We start from the raw sequence: 15381 nt of genomic DNA, 5'->3' as shown, positions 1-15381 counted from the left end.
ATGTTTTAATACTATTTATTTTCAAATATAGTTTATTATAACACTTAATTTTAAATTATTTTAAAATTTTAGTTTAATATCATACTGTTTTTTTGCATAGATTATATATACATCAAATGGTCTTAAGGATATAGCAATGGTATACGGTAAGTAAAAGTGGTACTCAAAACCGTAATTCCTATAACCATATTGGAGAGCGATATATAGAGCATTGTACGGAAGTAAGACGTTAGTTAAGAAGCAAAAACATGGGAAATATAAAAATGATCTTACTAGCCTTATTTATGGTAACAGGCATGGAGCAAGTGCCAACAGTAAATTCATGCAGGTGGCCATCACGGAAGGGAAAAGGGGGACGGCTGTATGTCTAGCGGATGTGACAGATGAAGAATACCACAGTGGCGACAGGTAGAATAAGGACGCAATCGACTGTACAAATGATGATTAGTGGCCAAAATGGCCACTAATTGGTCCTGTTTTTTTCGTCGGTATTGCTCTGTTCTATTTTTTTGTTTTCAAACTTCTTGCCTTTTGAGATGCTATAACTGATAGACATGCCGAAAGTCTGGGTAGGGCGTTTTTGATAGAAGTAGGCCGTCGTGCCTTGATGAGCGGTAATCTCATGTTCCCGAGCGGTATTGAATATATCATTCAACATAAGTGTGATCTTGGCTTTCTTGCTCAACAGACTTTTAGATATCCGGAGGCTAGAATAGAATTGATCGGCATATTTGGTATTGGCCAAGTAGGTAGGACTTATGTAATCGAGATAGATACTGGCATCCATAATATCTTTGAATTTGAATGTCTGAGACAAATTTGCCTGAACAATCTGTTGGGAGAGGTCAACGTTGTCATACTCAAACCGAGTCCTGTACCAAGCCAAACTACTTTGTATAGACCACCACTTTTTGACGTTCCAAGGAATAAATAGCGAAGCGCCGTAGTCTATGCTGGAATTAAAATTGTGAGATTGATAGGCTAATGTCTTGTTATTGATGGATTCCATGAATAAGGCAATCTTGTCTTTTGTGTAGGCGAAGTAAACATCGGCCGTCAATCCGTTCTTTAGACTGAAACCCGTTTCTAACTTATGGATATACTCTGGTGTCAATCCTGCATTTCCTTCCAATAGGATGAAGTCGTCAATCTGTAGGGTGTAAGGATTAAGATCCTTGAACGAAGGTCTTCGCAACCGCTTGGCATAGTTTAAATATAAAGAATGTTTTTTTGCCCCAACTTCTTGAAGTAGGTATATCGAGGGAAATAGACTGATATAAGATTGGTTGATTCGGTCCCCGTTAGTGATGGAAAGGGCATTGATATAGGTCTGCTCAGCTCTTAGACCTATTTTGACGCTGGTCTTGTAGCGTTTGTAATTGATGGCTCCGTATGCCATAAACAGATTTTCTCGATATTGAAATTCATTGCTCAAGCGTGGGTCTTTAATCCATTGCCCATCTATATTATTGTTGCGGAGCACTTCGTTGTATCGATTGGTGCCCACAAATTTGGCACCGGCGATCCAGTTGAATGGTGTACTGCTGTAATAGCGCGTGAAATCACTTTGAAGGCTGTATATCTCGGTTAGACTGGGTGAAAGGTTGATATAGCGCTCGGTTTCGTCGGTATCTACGGAGCGCATGGTATAATCATTTGATTCGCGATGCTTATTGGATAGGTAATCGGCTATTACCTTCACCGACGTGCCGACGCTATCCAAGCTGATATTGTAGTTGAGAGTAGAATTGAGCATATTCTGGCGGGTATCCCAGTTATTGGCGGTCTGCTTTCTTAACGTTTGATTGCTAAGGAGGTGTGTATTCTGGGTGTTGAAAACCTGATCGATGGTATTACCTATCCATAGGGTCTGTATGCTTACATTTTGATTGTCGGTAATGTCATAAGAAGCTGTAATCCGACTGTTGTAGGAGTCGAGATACCGAGTCCTATCCGTGCTGCTGAGATAATTGCTTTGATCGGGATAGGATACATCGTAATTTGAAATAATACTGCGATTGTCCTTGAGATAAGCTCCAACCGCTGTGATGTAGAATTTGTTCTTTTTAAAATCAAGTATGGCACCGGTATTTAAATAAGGATCACGCCGTTGCTGTAGATAACGGGCCAACAAATTGGCTTTAAATCCATCGTTGATATTTTTTTTCAAAATAATACGGACAATGCCACCCGTACCTTCGGCCTCGTATTCTGCACCAGGATTGGGGATGATCTCTATTTTCTTTATGTTTTCAGAAGGTAAAGAACGAAGGTATTCAGCCAATTGCTCGCTGGACATACGCTGAAGGATATCGTTGATCATCACCCTTACGCTCTGGTTACCACGTATTTTGATATTCCCGTTGGCGTCTACCCAAAGGCCAGGCGACTGTTGAAGGATTTCTAACGTGGATAATCCACTTTCAAGCATGGTGCCTTCTACATTGACTATAAGACGGTCGGCAATCCTGGAGAATGGGGGTACTTGTGCAGTCACATGGACTGTTTGTAAGCGTTTGGCTTGCTGCTGTAACACTATCCGGCTGATAGCCGCTGTATCTGGATACTGAAAAGTATGAGAGAAGCTCTTGTGGCTAAGCGAATTGATTTGTATTTGATAGGTGGTACCCTGTTGGAGTGTCTTTCGAATGCTGTAGCTACCATCTTCTATGGTATTGGAGAGTGCCAACAACTGATCGCCGAGAAGAAGTCTGATGGTGGCAAACGTAACGGGATGCCCATAATCATCAACTATCGTTCCGGTGAGCCTGTCATGCTTCCCTCGCTGATCGTTAATCTGGGCGTGTACGATAATCATATTGTCCGCTATCTTTTTATACGCGAGTTTTAATGGAGGAAGAGCCTCCTGTAGCAAGGACTCTATTGACATCCTATCCTTGGTGACGGTGTAATGCATGTCGTCACGAACAATATCATCACTGTAGAATAATGTGATGGGTTGTTCTTGCTGAACAAGGTTAAAAATCGCCTTTAAGGGAAACCTGCCTTTCACCAATTGGATAGTCTTTTCCTGAGCCTGGACAGCCATGACGGTGAGTAAAAATAAAGCGAGTAGCTTGACTTGTTTCATGTTGGCTGTATTATCGAATAATGACAATGCTATCTTGAATTTTATACTCGAAAGGGTAGGCCGTTTCTAGTATGTGCATCAGTTCCTGAAGTGGGACTTTTCGAATCATTCCGCTAAAGCGCTTTTTGCGCAGCTGTTCATTCTCGATTATAAATTTTACTTTATAGATGTCAGATAGCTTTATTACTAAATCTTCGAACTTCTGTTTTTGAAATACAATGGAGTCTTGGAGTCGCTCTTGCTTCTGAATAATCACTTGGGAATCGAGGTCAGTAATAATCAGCTGGGCAATATCTTGGGTATCCTTGCCCCATCGAACGCTTTGATTGGGACGTATCTTGCGTACTTTTGCTGGCTCATGCCGAGTCGCGAGTTCGACTTTTCCGTGGAAGAGTATTAGCTCGTACCCGTCGTTGGCTTTGTCTTCACGAATGTAAAAGGATGTACCTTTTACGGTGACGAGGTAGTCTGCTACTTGGATGTGAAGTGGGATGTCGGCATTGCTCATGACGTTGAAATGGGCGGATCCACTTAATTTGGCTTGCCTCTTTTCTACGCCAAAAGCTTCATTGTAGTCGAGTCGGGAGTCGGGATCTAAGGTCACGACACTGCCATCTATCATGGGGACAAGTAGCTTTTGATTGGTAGAAACTATGGACTCAGATAGTATTTGATCTACTGGATTTAAGGGTTTGGATCCTTGGAGTAAATAGTAGCCTATACCGAGGATAAGGCAACAAGCTGCGGCTACGCCGAATAGGGCCATCCACCGAGACTTAATCAAAGGAGGATTTGGCTTTTGCGTCGTTAGGGTAGGAGAATCTAGTTTCAACCAGATGTCTTCAAGGTGACGTTGTTGAGCACTTGGCTCCTCTGCCGAAAAGGTATTGGTGTAGTATTGCTGAATAATCTGCTCTACTTGATTATAGTCACTGTGCTGCTGCAAATAGATATCGTAGTCAACCTGCTCCTGTCGAGATAGGCCAGTTGTCAATTTCTTGGTCAGCATCTTTAAAAAATCACTTTTGTCCATTGTCGTGTCAGTTTGTACGGCTCTGTGGTTTCCGTTGTGTTTAGAATAAGAGAGAAAGGAGCTGCTGCCTGTTGTTTTTTAATTCGGGATAGGGGCTTTTCTGTAGGTACATCTCCACCTTTTCGGCGAGATACTTAATCGCTTTATAGAGCTGATTTTCGACAGTTCTTACCGATATATCGAGTAGAGAAGCCACGTCTTTGTGTTTCATACCTTCATCTTTTACGAGCCTAAATATAAGTCGTCTCTGCTCAGGTAGTGTTGAAATGATGGCATCTAGATACAACATCAATTCCTTGTTTTCTAATTGTTGGATGGGTGTATCACTCATCGTTGCTCTATCATGGTCTCGCTCCGTGATTGGTTCATTCTTCCGATTACTGTTCTTTTTTAAGGCATTCAGACATTGATTCTTGATGGCTGTGTAAAGATAGATTTGAGGGTGCTCGATTCTGGTCAACGTCTCTTTTTTTAGCCAAATGTGTATAAAAAGATCGGCGGTAATCTCCTCTGCAAGCTCTTCTTGCTTGAGGAAAGAGTATGCAAATCGTCTGAGGCGAATGAAATAGAGCTGATGGAGGCGGTTGAATGCGTCCTTATCTTCATCAGCAATGGCATGCAATAGCTGGGTGAGCACATGGGATTGGTCATTCATCTATCTGAATTTATGATGTTGATTCTGTTTTTAAGTTTTCGAGCACTGCACGTACACTTTTGTATTTGGAGAGCAGGGATGTGGCAATGGCTTCGGAACAGGAAGTCTCCTGTACCAGCATGCGAATCGCTCGCTCTCTCAATTTGTCATTGGCAATTCGCATGTCTATCATCTTATTGCCATAAACTTTTCCCAATTTAATCATTACGGAGGTACTTAGCATATTCAAAACCATTTTTTGAGCAGTTCCTGCTTTCATTCGGGTAGAACCTGTTAAGAACTCTGGACCGGTATTCATCTCTACCGGAAAGTCTGCCACCTGGGCAATGGAACTTTGAAGATTACATACGATGCATCCGGTTGTCAAATTGAAAGCTCTGGCATGCGCTAAAGTGCTATGCACATAGGGCGTGGTACCCGAGGCTGAAATGCCGACGATAACATCTTGCGGGTGAAGCTGCATCTGTTGGAGGGTAGTCCAACCAGCTTCTAGATTATCCTCCGCATTTTCGACGGCGTATCGAATCGCGTCATCTCCACCGGCAATCAAACCGTGCACCATGCTGTAAGGAACTCCGAATGTTGGTGGACATTCGGAGGCATCCAACACTCCCAAGCGCCCACTACTACCTGCTCCGATATAGATGAGGCGCCCGCCTTGTTTAATTCCCTGCACAATGGAATCGACGAGTGGAATAAGAGCGGGGATACAACCTTGGACGATAGCAGCGATCTGCTGATCGACTTCATTTATTCCTAAAAGTAATTCTTCGGTAGACTTGTTCTCTAAATTGGTGTAGGCCGAGTCTTGTTCTGTGTATCCCATCATATATCGTGTTTTTAGTATAGACAATAGAAATTGCCCAACTACTTACCGAGACACTTATTTTTTTTAAAAATAGGAGCGATTTGTGAAAACAGGTGTGAATATATTCTTGAGAGAATAGGGTGGTGCTGTGTATACGAATGGAAAAAGAGGGCATGAAACTCTTGATTGTGTGATTTGTTGTCTATTTTTAGGGCATCAGGATTAAAAATAGAAAGTGATTGGTTAGGATGGGGGAAGACGGGGGGCGAAATGAAATATTGCTAAATGGAGAGGTAGGGGAAAGTCGGTCTTCGAAAAAAAGGAATTTAATTAAAGGAAAATAAGCAAATGGATTTACAAATAAAAGAGATCAATGGGGTAAAAATGGTGGAGGTAGTTGCGGACGGCATTGTCCTATCCAACGTCGATGATGCCTTGGATATCATCGGTAATACGGGATACCTGGATGTGTATAAGGTGATGGTCAAAGAAGAGCAGGTAACGCCGGGCTTCTTTGACCTAAAAACCAAAATAGCAGGTGATATTTTACAAAAATTTGCTCAGTACGGTATTCAATTGGCTATCGTAGGGGATTTTGCCAAATTTGAAAGTCAGGCTTTGCGGGATTTTATTTACGAAAGCAATAAGCAAGGCCAAATCTATTTTGTCGAATCTATAGAAGAGGCTTGGGGGAGTAAGTCCAACTAATACGATAACGACCTAAGAATGGGAGCCAGGGCTGCATGGTACGGGTATAATCTGTGAAAATATGTAAAACATTTCGGCGGCAATCTGTTGGCTACAGTTTTGATAGACTGTTGATTGCTGAGCAGTGTCATCCGAAACTTTGGGGTCTTCGAAAGTGATGGGAAATCGACCATCAGCTCCAACAACGAAGGGGCAGCCAGCATCTGCTGCGGAGCAGGTCATTACGGCAGCGAAGTGAGACAAAGGGTTGAAAGGGTGGTCGTACTTTTTGGAGAATCCAATGATGGGGGCGGTATTGGGGTCAGATTTGATGTAATGAATTGGATTGGCCCCGTGTGCCAGCATGTGTATTTCAAAGCCTTGGACACTTAGCGTGTCTCTGACCGCTGAAAACAATACGGTCTCTTCAGTGCCACCTGAATAACAGTATACGGCAGGGACGCCGTAATACTGTGCTGCGGTTTGAGCCCAAATCTGCGCGAACTGACTACGTCTGGAATTGTGGGTGCAAATGAAATGGATGCGCGCATCTTGATTACTATCGAGTTGGTACTGGATGTAATCGGCCAAGGGACGTAGCATTTCTTTTCGACCATCAGCAATAGACATGTGAAGTATTTTGCTGATGGTTTGATTTAGTTGAGGAAACATCTTTTGCTATTGTATAATCAGATTAGCAACATCCAGAGCCCGGGGTGCAGCTGCCAGTGCTTGGAAGGATGGAAAGTTCAGCCTGTGTCTTGGAGGGGGGGATGCCGCAAGCGTCTTGAGCCAAGCAGGCCGTCGTCTTATTTCGTAAGATGAAGTGGCTACCGTTGAACTCCAGGTCGTATTTGCCGATGGTGTTGCTTTGATATTCGACCTCAATGTCCGCATCTTCTATACCAAGCTTCTGTTCGGAGAGTTCAATGATAGCAAGCAGTTTACCAGGCTTGAGTCTATGCTCGTAGTCATCTGCATTCCATAGTTGGAAATTAACGGCTTTCTCCTGGCGAATGATTCCGCCACAGTCTATGAAACTTTTGATAATCATACCTACTTCGGTGACATGGAAATGCTCAGGTACGTATGTGCCGTCTTCTAGTTGAAAGGCAACATTGTCCAAAAGGGGCAGTAATTGTTTGATTTCGGATAATTTCATGGTGTCTTTATTTATTTGTATAATGCAATATTGCGATGTATTGGTTCGAAAAAAATATGATCAGTAATCCTAATAAAAGCTGTCTCCTATAAGTTGACGACAAGCTAAATAAATCGAGACGAGTTGTTTAGTGAAGTAGTAATCATCCCTATCGACTAACAACAGGTGTTCGTACTGACCTTATCGCCAAAAAATTCATTTAATTCTCTCTTGATTTGAAACCAAACGGTCTCATCGATACAGTAGCATACGCTGGTACCCGCTATGCTTCCCTTGATGATGCCGATGTTCTTCAGCTCGCGGAGGTGTTGTGAAATGGTTGCCTGCGCCAGACCTAATTCTTCAACGAGATCGTTACAGATACAGGCATCCTGCTTGAGGATATATTGTATGATGGCAATGCGAGCAGGATGTGCCAACGCTTTAAGGGTAACTGCAAGCCTATTTTGCTGTTCATTGAATATCTCGGTTTTGGTGATGCCCATAGTGATCGATTATTATATTGCAATATTACGATTAATATATTTTCTATTCTACTATTTTTTTAAAAAAAAAGAGGAGGTGGATGAAATTGTATTGAAGATAGTTATTTGTGACTTTGCCGTGATGATTCAATTAGACGGTGGGGGACAAATGTATCTGACGGAAAGGGAGAAGACTAGTTGGCCGAAGCAATTATTTTCTCAAATACCTTATCCATAAACAATATGGTATCTAAATTTTTCTCATACTTACGTTGTTCAAATAGAAGGTCATAAGTCTCGTTGGACTTAATCCCTATGAGCTCAAATTTTCGCAATTCCAACCAAGCGGGAACGGCCTCGGTATTGGCCACGGCACAGGTGATTGTTTTAAGATTGCCCTGCTTGCTGATGCTGTAGGATACATTTACGGGACTGGAGGTCGCTTTTGGATAGTTGACCATAACGTTGTTCTTCATAATGAAATGATATGATTTTAAATAATGAATAATGAATAGCTTGTCCGCTATACGATATATCGGAACCACCACTCTGAGATAGCTTTTAATGAACAGCTTGAGTTTTCACTACTGGTATGCTGTCTTAGTATATGCTTTAGTAATTTTGTAATATACTGAAAATAAATTAAATAATCAAATCCATGTCTAGCATAACTTAATGAAAACTTGCAGCAAATGGCAAAATGTGCTGAGGGATGGGACTTAAAAAAGGGAATGGATAAGGTTAATCTTAACCCTATTGAGCGGGTGATTTTAGATTTTGGAATACGGTACTTGGATGAAGTAATACGGGAGTAATTGAGTAGTTGGATGGAGGTGTCTATTATTTCATTATCTTGCACCATAAATGACAAGAGGTGCCTTGGTGTAGACGAATTGCTCTAATTCTTTGCTCCACCGTCGCTGAAAGGTCTAATGTCAAGGACTTATCCTAGATAGCTGTTAGAGAAGAGACCTACGTACAGGATTTCTTTAAGGTATCGATGGATGAACTAGTATAACCACTAAATAAAAATATGATGACATCTTTTAGAATTGAACATGATTTTTTAGGAGAAAAGGAGATTAGCAACGACTGCTATTACGGTGTGCAGACAATGCGCGCTAAGGAGAATTTTGATATAACGGGTATATCGATCGGCAGTGAACCTCTATTTATAAAAGCGTTTGGCTATGTCAAGAAGGCCGCAGCATTGGCGAATCGGGATTTGGGAATCCTGGATGCCAAGAAAGCCGAAGCTATTGCTTATGCTTGTGATAGATTGATTGCGGGTGAATTTGTAGACCAGTTTGTAAGCGATCTGATACAGGGGGGAGCGGGGACTTCTACCAATATGAATGCAAACGAAGTAATCGCGAATCTGGGATTGGAATACTTGGGGCATCAAAAAGGAGAATACAAGTATCTACATCCGAATAATGACGTTAACCTGTCGCAAAGTACCAATGATGCCTATCCATCTGCTTTTCGAATTGCAATATATCTTAAGATAGCCTCCTATTCACTTGCGTTGGAAGAATTGCAGGTTGCTTTTTATAAAAAAGGGAAAGAATTTGAAGGTATTTTAAAGATGGGCCGTACACAATTGCAGGATGCTGTACCCATGACTTTGGAGCAGGAGTTCAATGCATTTGCGACCACATTGGGAGAAGATGTGATGCGTATTCGAGAAGCCTCGCAATTGATCACGGAAGTAAATATGGGGGCAACGGCTATTGGTACGGGGGTCAATGCGCCTGAGGGATATGCCCAGCTGTGTGTCAAGTATTTAGCCGATATTAGCCAGGTGCCGGTGGTGCTGGCGGCAGATTTGATTGAAGCGACTTATGATACCGGTGCCTTAGTCCAGCTTAGTGGCACACTCAAGCGTAATGCTATAAAGCTCAGCAAAATCTGTAATGATTTGCGGCTATTGAGTAGTGGTCCACGTTGCGGCCTTAATGAAATAAATTTACCGGCGATGCAACCTGGCTCTTCTATTATGCCTGGAAAGGTGAATCCGGTAATACCAGAGGTGATGAACCAGACCTGCTACTATGTGATAGGAGCAGATCTGACGGTCACGATGGCTGCAGAAGCTGGTCAATTGCAGCTCAATGTAATGGAACCGGTAATTGGAATGGCACTGTTTACGTCTTTACAGTATCTGACAAAGGCTTGCCGTACTCTTAAAGACAAGTGTATTGTTGGGATTACGGCAAATGTCGAACATAGCAAAAATATGGTGATGCAAAGCATTGGTATTGTCACCCAATTAAACCCAATTTTGGGCTATGAGGAGTGCTCGTCTATTGCAAAAGAGGCCTTAAAAACAGGGAAATCCATATATGAGATTGTTGTAATCGAACGTAAATTGATCAGTCAGGCCAAGTGGGAAGAGGTTTACTCAATCGAAAACCTGATTCATCCTAAATTTATTGCGCAATGATATTTGTCCAATTAGCGATTTTGTTGGCGATGATTTTGATTGGATCGCGAATGAAAGGAATTGGGCTCGGAGTAATGGGAATGGTGGGATTGATGATTTTTGTACTCGTGTTCAAGATGACCCCTGCGGAACCTCCAATAGCTGTGCTCTTGATTATTCTTGCCATTGTGACAACGGCAGCTACGCTACAGGCGGCTGGTGGGTTGGATTATCTGGTCAGTATTGCTGAACGTATTATCCGTAAAAATCCAAGCCAAATTACATTCATCGCGCCATTTACAACTTATTTTCTATGTCTATTTGCCGGGACAGCCCATATCGTATATTCGTTGCTACCTATTATTGCCGAAGTATCGGCTAAACAGCGCGTAAGGCCGGAGCGCCCACTCTCTGTATCGGTAATCGCGTCTCATCTAGCTATTACAGGCAGCCCGATGAGTGCGGCTAGCGCTTCTTTGGCTGCAATATTGGCGTATTCATCGGCCTCTATCCATATTATGCTGATCTGTATACCAGCAGCCATGATTGGTATACTGGCGAGTATACTTGCTGTACGTAAAAAGGGAGTGGAATTGGATAAAGACCCTATTTTCTTGGAAAAGATGAAAGATCCTGAATTCGCAAGATCGATGGACCCCACGGATGTAGGGGTAGGTAGGGTGAAATATCAACCAAAACCAGGGGCTAAAATGGCGGTGGCTATCTTCGGGGCGGCTATTCTATTGATTGTGCTTTTTGGCGCATTTCCGAGCCTGGTTCCCTACGTGGGAGGTGAACCAAGCTTCAGTGTGGGAGCTAATGGCACCGTCAACCTGACAACCATGATTATTATGATTACACTGTCGGCTTCGGCTTGTATCATGTTGGTCACCAAGACTTCTACAGCTGAGGTAGCTAAAATGAGCTTGTTTACCTCGATGGCTACGGCGGTGGTCTCGATCTTGGGGGTGGTGTGGATGAGTGCAACCTTCATGTTGGCCAATGAGGCCGTAATCGAACATACTTTTAAGGATATAGTAACGGTATATCCCTGGACATTTGCGATCGCACTATTCTTGATGGGAGCACTGACTTTTAGCCAGGCTGCTACAACGCGTACGATTATGCCGATGGGTGTAGCGTTGGGTATTTCGAGTCCGCATCTATTGGCTATGTTTCCGGCAGTGAATGGCGATTTTTTACTTCCAGGGTATCCGACTTTGCTGGCTGCCATTGATTTTGATCGTACAGGGAGTACCAAAATTGGAAAATTCGTGGTCAATCACAGTTTTATAGTACCGGGTATAGTCGCTATTGCGGTCACCATTTTTGTGGGTTTTGTATTAAGTGACCTATTGCTATAGTTTGTTATTCGTCAATTATTTACGGAGGCACCTGTTATTAACGGGTGTCTTTTTTTTTATACCTCGGCCAGCCTATTCGTATGCTTTGTCCTCGATCGTGTAGGCAAAGCAGATATATTGGACCTGGATCGATGTTTTTGGAGAAATGCCATTGCAGAAGCGATGCCTTTGTCTGCGGGCGATGGATATGGCGAATTTAAGCTTTCGCCTTCTAATACATATCGTTCTTTACGTAGCTGGCCCTCTTCATAAATAACAAGTTCAAATATCTTTTTCATGCTAGGAAATTATTGGGTCTTGTAAATCTTGATGATTGACTTCCGTGTAGGATGTTAATCTCTCAATACGGTTACTGCAAAAATCGATTAATTTTGTAGACAATCCTAACAATGCGCGGGTAGTAGTCGGGTAGTGCTGGGTATTAAAAAGGGGTAGTAAACCACCTTTTTAAGGGTGGGTGTTGTTTAATGTGTTGTTCGACAGTTGTTTAAGATGTTTTGCCTTGCGGGGACTTGAGTGCTTGGACATACATGCAGTAAAGAGTAGGTTGGCAAATTTGCACTGTAATGTTTAATAATTTTATATTTTCTTAATAAAAAACTTATTTTTGGAGTTGCCTATTTAAAAGAAGGAGACCAGTCGAGGTGTGTTGCAAAGAAAAATGGCGGGCAAAATGTGAAGGTTATCAAACTGATATGATAGAATTGTATAGATTAATTAGTGCTGTTGTTGTATTCATGATTATTGGGGCTGTGCATGCGCAAACGCTTAATCCAGTGGAGTTGCATGGTGAGATTTCGGAATTGAACGATCGCCACCAATATGAGGCATCCATCCTTCGATTGGAGGATATAATCAATAGTGAGGTATCCACAGCTTACGACAAGTATCACGCGTACTTGCAAAAGTCGCTCACTTACAAGCGTCTATATAACTATTCTGGAGCATTGAGTAATCTGGATTTGGCCTTGAAGCAGGCAGCTGTAAGCCAGCATCGGGAGGAGGCTGAAATGCGCGTGCTGATGGAGCAACTGTTTGTCTATTTCGACCTACAGAAAGAGCAGGAGTTTGATCGGCTATTTAAGATGGTGAATCAAGAGAAGCTACACCTACTTGATGAAGAGACGCAAGCTACTTTCGTGACGATACTGGCGATTAGAGCTATGCGAGATAAAGAATATGAGAAAGCCGATCGCTATTTAGATCAGGCGATTGCGTTGATTAAAGAGCATAATCCGAAGCATTTGCCAAATATCTACAGAGTGAAGGTGGCATTGTATGGGGAAATTAATGCTCCTGAAAAAGTGATGGAAGCTTACGAAAAAGGGATGTCCTATGCGAACAAGTATCACATGGATATCTATATTATTATCATGGAAGAGACCATCACACGCTACTACGAATCTAAAAAAGATTATGAACATGCATTGTATGCGCAGAAACGTGTGAGTAAAGCAAGGACTAAGTACGATGCAAATAATCAAGCTGGCAAGTTAAATATCCTAGAGAATGAGCTGCTACAGCAAAGACAGGGCTTGGAGTTGAGCAGCGAGCGGAATTTTCGATACTATCTGATAAGTCTTGCTGTAATATTGGCTTTACTGTTGGTCACACTGTGGAAGCTGCATAAGACGAGTGTACAGAAAAGGGTATTGGTTGAAAATGAAAATGCGAGAATGCGCATTACATTGCAAAATATGACGCAAGGGTTGAATGAACAAGGCGAGCCAAAGGCGAAGCTGGAAAACCATGTGCTGACGAAGCGACAACGCGAAATTATTGAACTTGTGAATCAGGACAAAACAAATAAAGAAATAGGGGTGGCACTTCATATTTCGGAGAACACGGTGAAATATCATCTTAAATTGATATACGAAATTTTGGAAATAGATAGTCGCTCGGAGCTTAAGTCTAATTTTGTTTTTCAATAAAATATCACCGAATTTGTCACGTTTTTAGAATATTTTCTTTAAATTTAAACGTTGACTTATTTAACCGATACATGCCATGACCTGGAAAATTAACCATATTCCTATTTTTATTGCCTTGATATCAGTATTATTTTACGCATGTTCGAAAGATGAGGTAGATGATTTTAAGGAGGTTGTAGATAGTGACTATGAGTTGAAGGACTTGAGCTATTATATGGCGAAGGGCGATGGAATTGACACGGTGACTATTAAGTTGACAGGCAATGAACTCCCAAATTTTGGAAATACCCTCAGTGAGCTGCAATATGAAGAGAGCTTTGATGAACTGCTCCTGACCTCCCAATTTTTTGTGGATGACACCGTAGGGTATGTGCCTCCTGATCTACCTATAGAGAAGTATGAGGTAAATGTTCCTAAAGACTTGGAAATAAAGGGTAATCCGATATATCAAAATACTAAATTCCGGATGTCTTCGGAACTTGAAGAAGCACCTTACAAAACGGGTGGATCATCCGTCCTTACTTTAAAAGTTAAACCCTATTCGAAGTTGATTTTGGAGAGATATGTGGATAGATACTTACTGACCTGTTCGTTCAAAGCTGATTTTGTAGATAAGAATACGGGTAAGCACATTGTCGTGAATGGTAAATGGAAAGGAACAATGGGATACAACGGATATCAAGTACTTGTGCAGGAGCTACCCCTGAAATAGAGGGATAGCTTATAACCAAAATTTATTAGGATACAATGCGAATAGCTTTTTTTTCAACTCAACCTTATGACCGTGATTTTTTTCAATTGGTCAATACCGATGGTCTATTTTCTTTTGAATTCTATGATACTCATCTGGGGCCCCACATCGTGAATGTGGTGGATAATGTAGATGCGGTATGCGTGTTTGTGAACGATAAAGTGACACGTGAAGTTATAGCGATACTGGCGGCTAAAGGCGTGAAAATTATTGCTTTGAGATGTGCAGGGTTCAATAATGTAGACTTAGAGGCAGCCCATGAATATGGCCTGTCTGTGTGTAGGGTACCAGCCTACTCACCGGAAGCGGTGGCTGAACATGCATTTGCCATGTTGTTGACGCTCAATCGGAAGACGCACAAGGCTTATAATCGGGTACGTGAGCAGAACTTTTCGTTACAGGGATTATTGGGATTTAATCTCTATGGTAAGACTATAGGAGTGATCGGTACAGGGCAGATCGGAAAGGCTTTCTGTAAGATAGCGCTGGGGTTTGGGTGTCGCATCTTAGCCTATGACTTGTATATTGATGAACACTTGTCAGCTCAAGGTGTGACCTATACCAGTTTGGAAGAAGTGTATGCGGAGTCGGATATCATTTCGCTGCATTGCCCATTGACACCAGAGAATCGTTATCTCATTAATGAAGTTGCCTTGAAGCAGATGAAGAATGGGGTGACGCTAATTAATACAAGCAGGGGGGCATTGATAAATACGAATGCTGTTATCGAGGGGCTTAAGACAAAAAAAATAGGTGCATTGGGAATAGATGTATATGAGCAAGAGGAGAAAATATTCTTCAAGGATCTCTCCGGGACTATCATAGAAGATGATGTTTTGCAGCGACTTATGAGCTTTCCAAATGTGTTGATTACAGCTCATCAGGCCTTTTTTACAGAGGAGGCACTGACACAAATTGCGGAAACAACACTTCTGAATGTGCGCGAATTGGGGAATGGACAATCCGTGTCTACGCCGAACGCATTGCTGTAAAAAATGCCTTCTGCCGAA

The 15381-nt window shown here is 42.1% G+C and carries 17 protein-coding genes; 8 read left to right on the top strand and 9 right to left on the bottom strand.

Annotated features, from left to right (window positions below; genetic code table 11):
* Positions 1-211 precede the first annotated feature (211 nt).
* Positions 212-412 carry a hypothetical protein gene (locus tag OQ289_RS13385; protein ID WP_270087362.1) on the top strand — a complete coding sequence of 67 codons (201 nt, stop codon included), beginning with the start codon at positions 212-214 and terminating at the stop codon, positions 410-412.
* Between the two features lie 51 nt (positions 413-463).
* Here OQ289_RS13385 and OQ289_RS13380 read toward each other — a convergent pair whose 3' ends face one another.
* Genes OQ289_RS13380 through murQ form a run of 4 tightly spaced genes read right to left on the bottom strand, consistent with a single transcriptional unit; the run spans position 464 to position 5608 of the window.
* The gene (locus OQ289_RS13380) at positions 464-3091 is read right to left on the bottom strand and encodes an outer membrane beta-barrel family protein (protein ID WP_270087361.1); all 2628 of its coding nucleotides are present in this window, start codon (positions 3089-3091) and stop codon (positions 464-466) included.
* 10 nt (positions 3092-3101) lie between these two features.
* A complete protein-coding gene (locus OQ289_RS13375; RefSeq protein ID WP_270087360.1) occupies positions 3102-4124 on the bottom strand; it encodes a FecR family protein in 1023 nt (340 codons plus the stop codon).
* A 40-nt stretch (positions 4125-4164) separates the two neighbouring features.
* Positions 4165-4779 carry an RNA polymerase sigma-70 factor gene (locus OQ289_RS13370; protein ID WP_270087359.1) on the bottom strand — a complete coding sequence of 205 codons (615 nt, stop codon included), beginning with the start codon at positions 4777-4779 and terminating at the stop codon, positions 4165-4167.
* Between the two features lie 10 nt (positions 4780-4789).
* Positions 4790-5608, bottom strand: a complete 819-nt coding sequence (murQ, locus tag OQ289_RS13365) for an N-acetylmuramic acid 6-phosphate etherase (protein ID WP_270087357.1) — start codon at positions 5606-5608, stop codon at positions 4790-4792.
* A gap of 327 nt (positions 5609-5935) precedes the next feature.
* Here murQ and OQ289_RS13360 point away from each other — a divergent pair, with 327 nt between their 5' ends.
* Positions 5936-6295, top strand: coding sequence for a DUF4180 domain-containing protein (locus OQ289_RS13360; RefSeq protein ID WP_270087356.1), 360 nt, complete (start codon positions 5936-5938; stop codon positions 6293-6295).
* 12 nt (positions 6296-6307) lie between these two features.
* Here OQ289_RS13360 and OQ289_RS13355 read toward each other — a convergent pair whose 3' ends face one another.
* The 4 genes from OQ289_RS13355 to OQ289_RS13340 form a co-directional block, all read right to left on the bottom strand.
* The gene (locus tag OQ289_RS13355) at positions 6308-6946 is read right to left on the bottom strand and encodes an arsenate-mycothiol transferase ArsC (RefSeq protein ID WP_270087355.1); all 639 of its coding nucleotides are present in this window, start codon (positions 6944-6946) and stop codon (positions 6308-6310) included.
* A gap of 22 nt (positions 6947-6968) precedes the next feature.
* Positions 6969-7436 (bottom strand): DUF6428 family protein, encoded by a 468-nt coding sequence (locus tag OQ289_RS13350; protein WP_270087354.1) that lies wholly within the window; start codon positions 7434-7436, stop codon positions 6969-6971.
* Between the two features lie 155 nt (positions 7437-7591).
* Positions 7592-7921 (bottom strand): ArsR/SmtB family transcription factor, encoded by a 330-nt coding sequence (locus OQ289_RS13345; protein WP_270087353.1) that lies wholly within the window; start codon positions 7919-7921, stop codon positions 7592-7594.
* A gap of 173 nt (positions 7922-8094) precedes the next feature.
* On the bottom strand, positions 8095-8376 hold the full coding sequence (locus OQ289_RS13340; RefSeq protein ID WP_270087352.1) for a hypothetical protein: 282 nt from the start codon (positions 8374-8376) through the stop codon (positions 8095-8097).
* A gap of 216 nt (positions 8377-8592) precedes the next feature.
* Between OQ289_RS13340 and OQ289_RS13335 the strand changes: the two genes are divergently transcribed.
* From OQ289_RS13335 to OQ289_RS13325, 3 genes are all read left to right on the top strand, one after another.
* A complete protein-coding gene (locus OQ289_RS13335; RefSeq protein WP_270087351.1) occupies positions 8593-8715 on the top strand; it encodes a hypothetical protein in 123 nt (40 codons plus the stop codon).
* 218 nt (positions 8716-8933) lie between these two features.
* Positions 8934-10346, top strand: a complete 1413-nt coding sequence (gene aspA / locus OQ289_RS13330; protein ID WP_270087350.1) for an aspartate ammonia-lyase — start codon at positions 8934-8936, stop codon at positions 10344-10346.
* Positions 10343-11689 carry an anaerobic C4-dicarboxylate transporter family protein gene (locus tag OQ289_RS13325; protein ID WP_270087349.1) on the top strand — a complete coding sequence of 449 codons (1347 nt, stop codon included), beginning with the start codon at positions 10343-10345 and terminating at the stop codon, positions 11687-11689. The genes aspA and OQ289_RS13325 overlap by 4 nt, the downstream gene beginning before the upstream one ends.
* 56 nt (positions 11690-11745) lie before the next feature.
* On the opposite strand, the gene OQ289_RS13320 is transcribed toward OQ289_RS13325, so the two are convergent.
* Positions 11746-11967 carry a hypothetical protein gene (locus OQ289_RS13320; RefSeq protein WP_270087348.1) on the bottom strand — a complete coding sequence of 74 codons (222 nt, stop codon included), beginning with the start codon at positions 11965-11967 and terminating at the stop codon, positions 11746-11748.
* Positions 11968-12384: 417 nt separating this feature from the next.
* Here OQ289_RS13320 and OQ289_RS13315 point away from each other — a divergent pair, with 417 nt between their 5' ends.
* The 3 genes from OQ289_RS13315 to OQ289_RS13305 all read left to right on the top strand — a co-directional run bounded on the left by OQ289_RS13315 (position 12385) and on the right by OQ289_RS13305 (position 15363).
* Positions 12385-13620, top strand: coding sequence for a response regulator transcription factor (locus OQ289_RS13315; protein ID WP_270087347.1), 1236 nt, complete (start codon positions 12385-12387; stop codon positions 13618-13620).
* Positions 13621-13696: 76 nt separating this feature from the next.
* Complete coding sequence (locus OQ289_RS13310) at positions 13697-14332, top strand: hypothetical protein (RefSeq protein ID WP_270087346.1); 636 nt, start codon at positions 13697-13699, stop codon at positions 14330-14332.
* A gap of 35 nt (positions 14333-14367) precedes the next feature.
* On the top strand, positions 14368-15363 hold the full coding sequence (locus OQ289_RS13305) for a 2-hydroxyacid dehydrogenase (RefSeq protein WP_270087345.1): 996 nt from the start codon (positions 14368-14370) through the stop codon (positions 15361-15363).
* The last annotated feature ends 18 nt before the right edge of the window (positions 15364-15381 follow it).

This window comes from Sphingobacterium sp. SYP-B4668, from assembly GCF_027627455.1.
Lineage (GTDB): Bacteria > Bacteroidota > Bacteroidia > Sphingobacteriales > Sphingobacteriaceae > Sphingobacterium.
Note: the sequence above shows the minus strand (reverse complement) of the source record. Positions and strands in the feature narration are given on the sequence as shown.

What these genes read in the sequence shown, in the direction of transcription:
- OQ289_RS13380 (WP_270087361.1), bottom strand. Translation starts at nt 3,091, where the DNA reads ATGAAACAAGTCAAGCTACTCGCTTTATTTTTACTCACCGTCATGGCT.
- OQ289_RS13375 (WP_270087360.1), bottom strand. Translation starts at nt 4,124, where the DNA reads ATGGACAAAAGTGATTTTTTAAAGATGCTGACCAAGAAATTGACAACT.
- OQ289_RS13370 (WP_270087359.1), bottom strand. Translation starts at nt 4,779, where the DNA reads ATGAATGACCAATCCCATGTGCTCACCCAGCTATTGCATGCCATTGCT.
- murQ (WP_270087357.1), bottom strand. Translation starts at nt 5,608, where the DNA reads ATGATGGGATACACAGAACAAGACTCGGCCTACACCAATTTAGAGAAC.
- OQ289_RS13360 (WP_270087356.1), top strand. Translation starts at nt 5,936, where the DNA reads ATGGATTTACAAATAAAAGAGATCAATGGGGTAAAAATGGTGGAGGTA.
- OQ289_RS13355 (WP_270087355.1), bottom strand. Translation starts at nt 6,946, where the DNA reads ATGTTTCCTCAACTAAATCAAACCATCAGCAAAATACTTCACATGTCT.
- OQ289_RS13350 (WP_270087354.1), bottom strand. Translation starts at nt 7,436, where the DNA reads ATGAAATTATCCGAAATCAAACAATTACTGCCCCTTTTGGACAATGTT.
- OQ289_RS13345 (WP_270087353.1), bottom strand. Translation starts at nt 7,921, where the DNA reads ATGGGCATCACCAAAACCGAGATATTCAATGAACAGCAAAATAGGCTT.
- OQ289_RS13340 (WP_270087352.1), bottom strand. Translation starts at nt 8,376, where the DNA reads ATGAAGAACAACGTTATGGTCAACTATCCAAAAGCGACCTCCAGTCCC.
- OQ289_RS13335 (WP_270087351.1), top strand. Translation starts at nt 8,593, where the DNA reads ATGGCAAAATGTGCTGAGGGATGGGACTTAAAAAAGGGAATGGATAAG.
- aspA (WP_270087350.1), top strand. Translation starts at nt 8,934, where the DNA reads ATGATGACATCTTTTAGAATTGAACATGATTTTTTAGGAGAAAAGGAG.
- OQ289_RS13325 (WP_270087349.1), top strand. Translation starts at nt 10,343, where the DNA reads ATGATATTTGTCCAATTAGCGATTTTGTTGGCGATGATTTTGATTGGA.
- OQ289_RS13320 (WP_270087348.1), bottom strand. Translation starts at nt 11,967, where the DNA reads ATGAAAAAGATATTTGAACTTGTTATTTATGAAGAGGGCCAGCTACGT.
- OQ289_RS13315 (WP_270087347.1), top strand. Translation starts at nt 12,385, where the DNA reads ATGATAGAATTGTATAGATTAATTAGTGCTGTTGTTGTATTCATGATT.
- OQ289_RS13310 (WP_270087346.1), top strand. Translation starts at nt 13,697, where the DNA reads ATGACCTGGAAAATTAACCATATTCCTATTTTTATTGCCTTGATATCA.
- OQ289_RS13305 (WP_270087345.1), top strand. Translation starts at nt 14,368, where the DNA reads ATGCGAATAGCTTTTTTTTCAACTCAACCTTATGACCGTGATTTTTTT.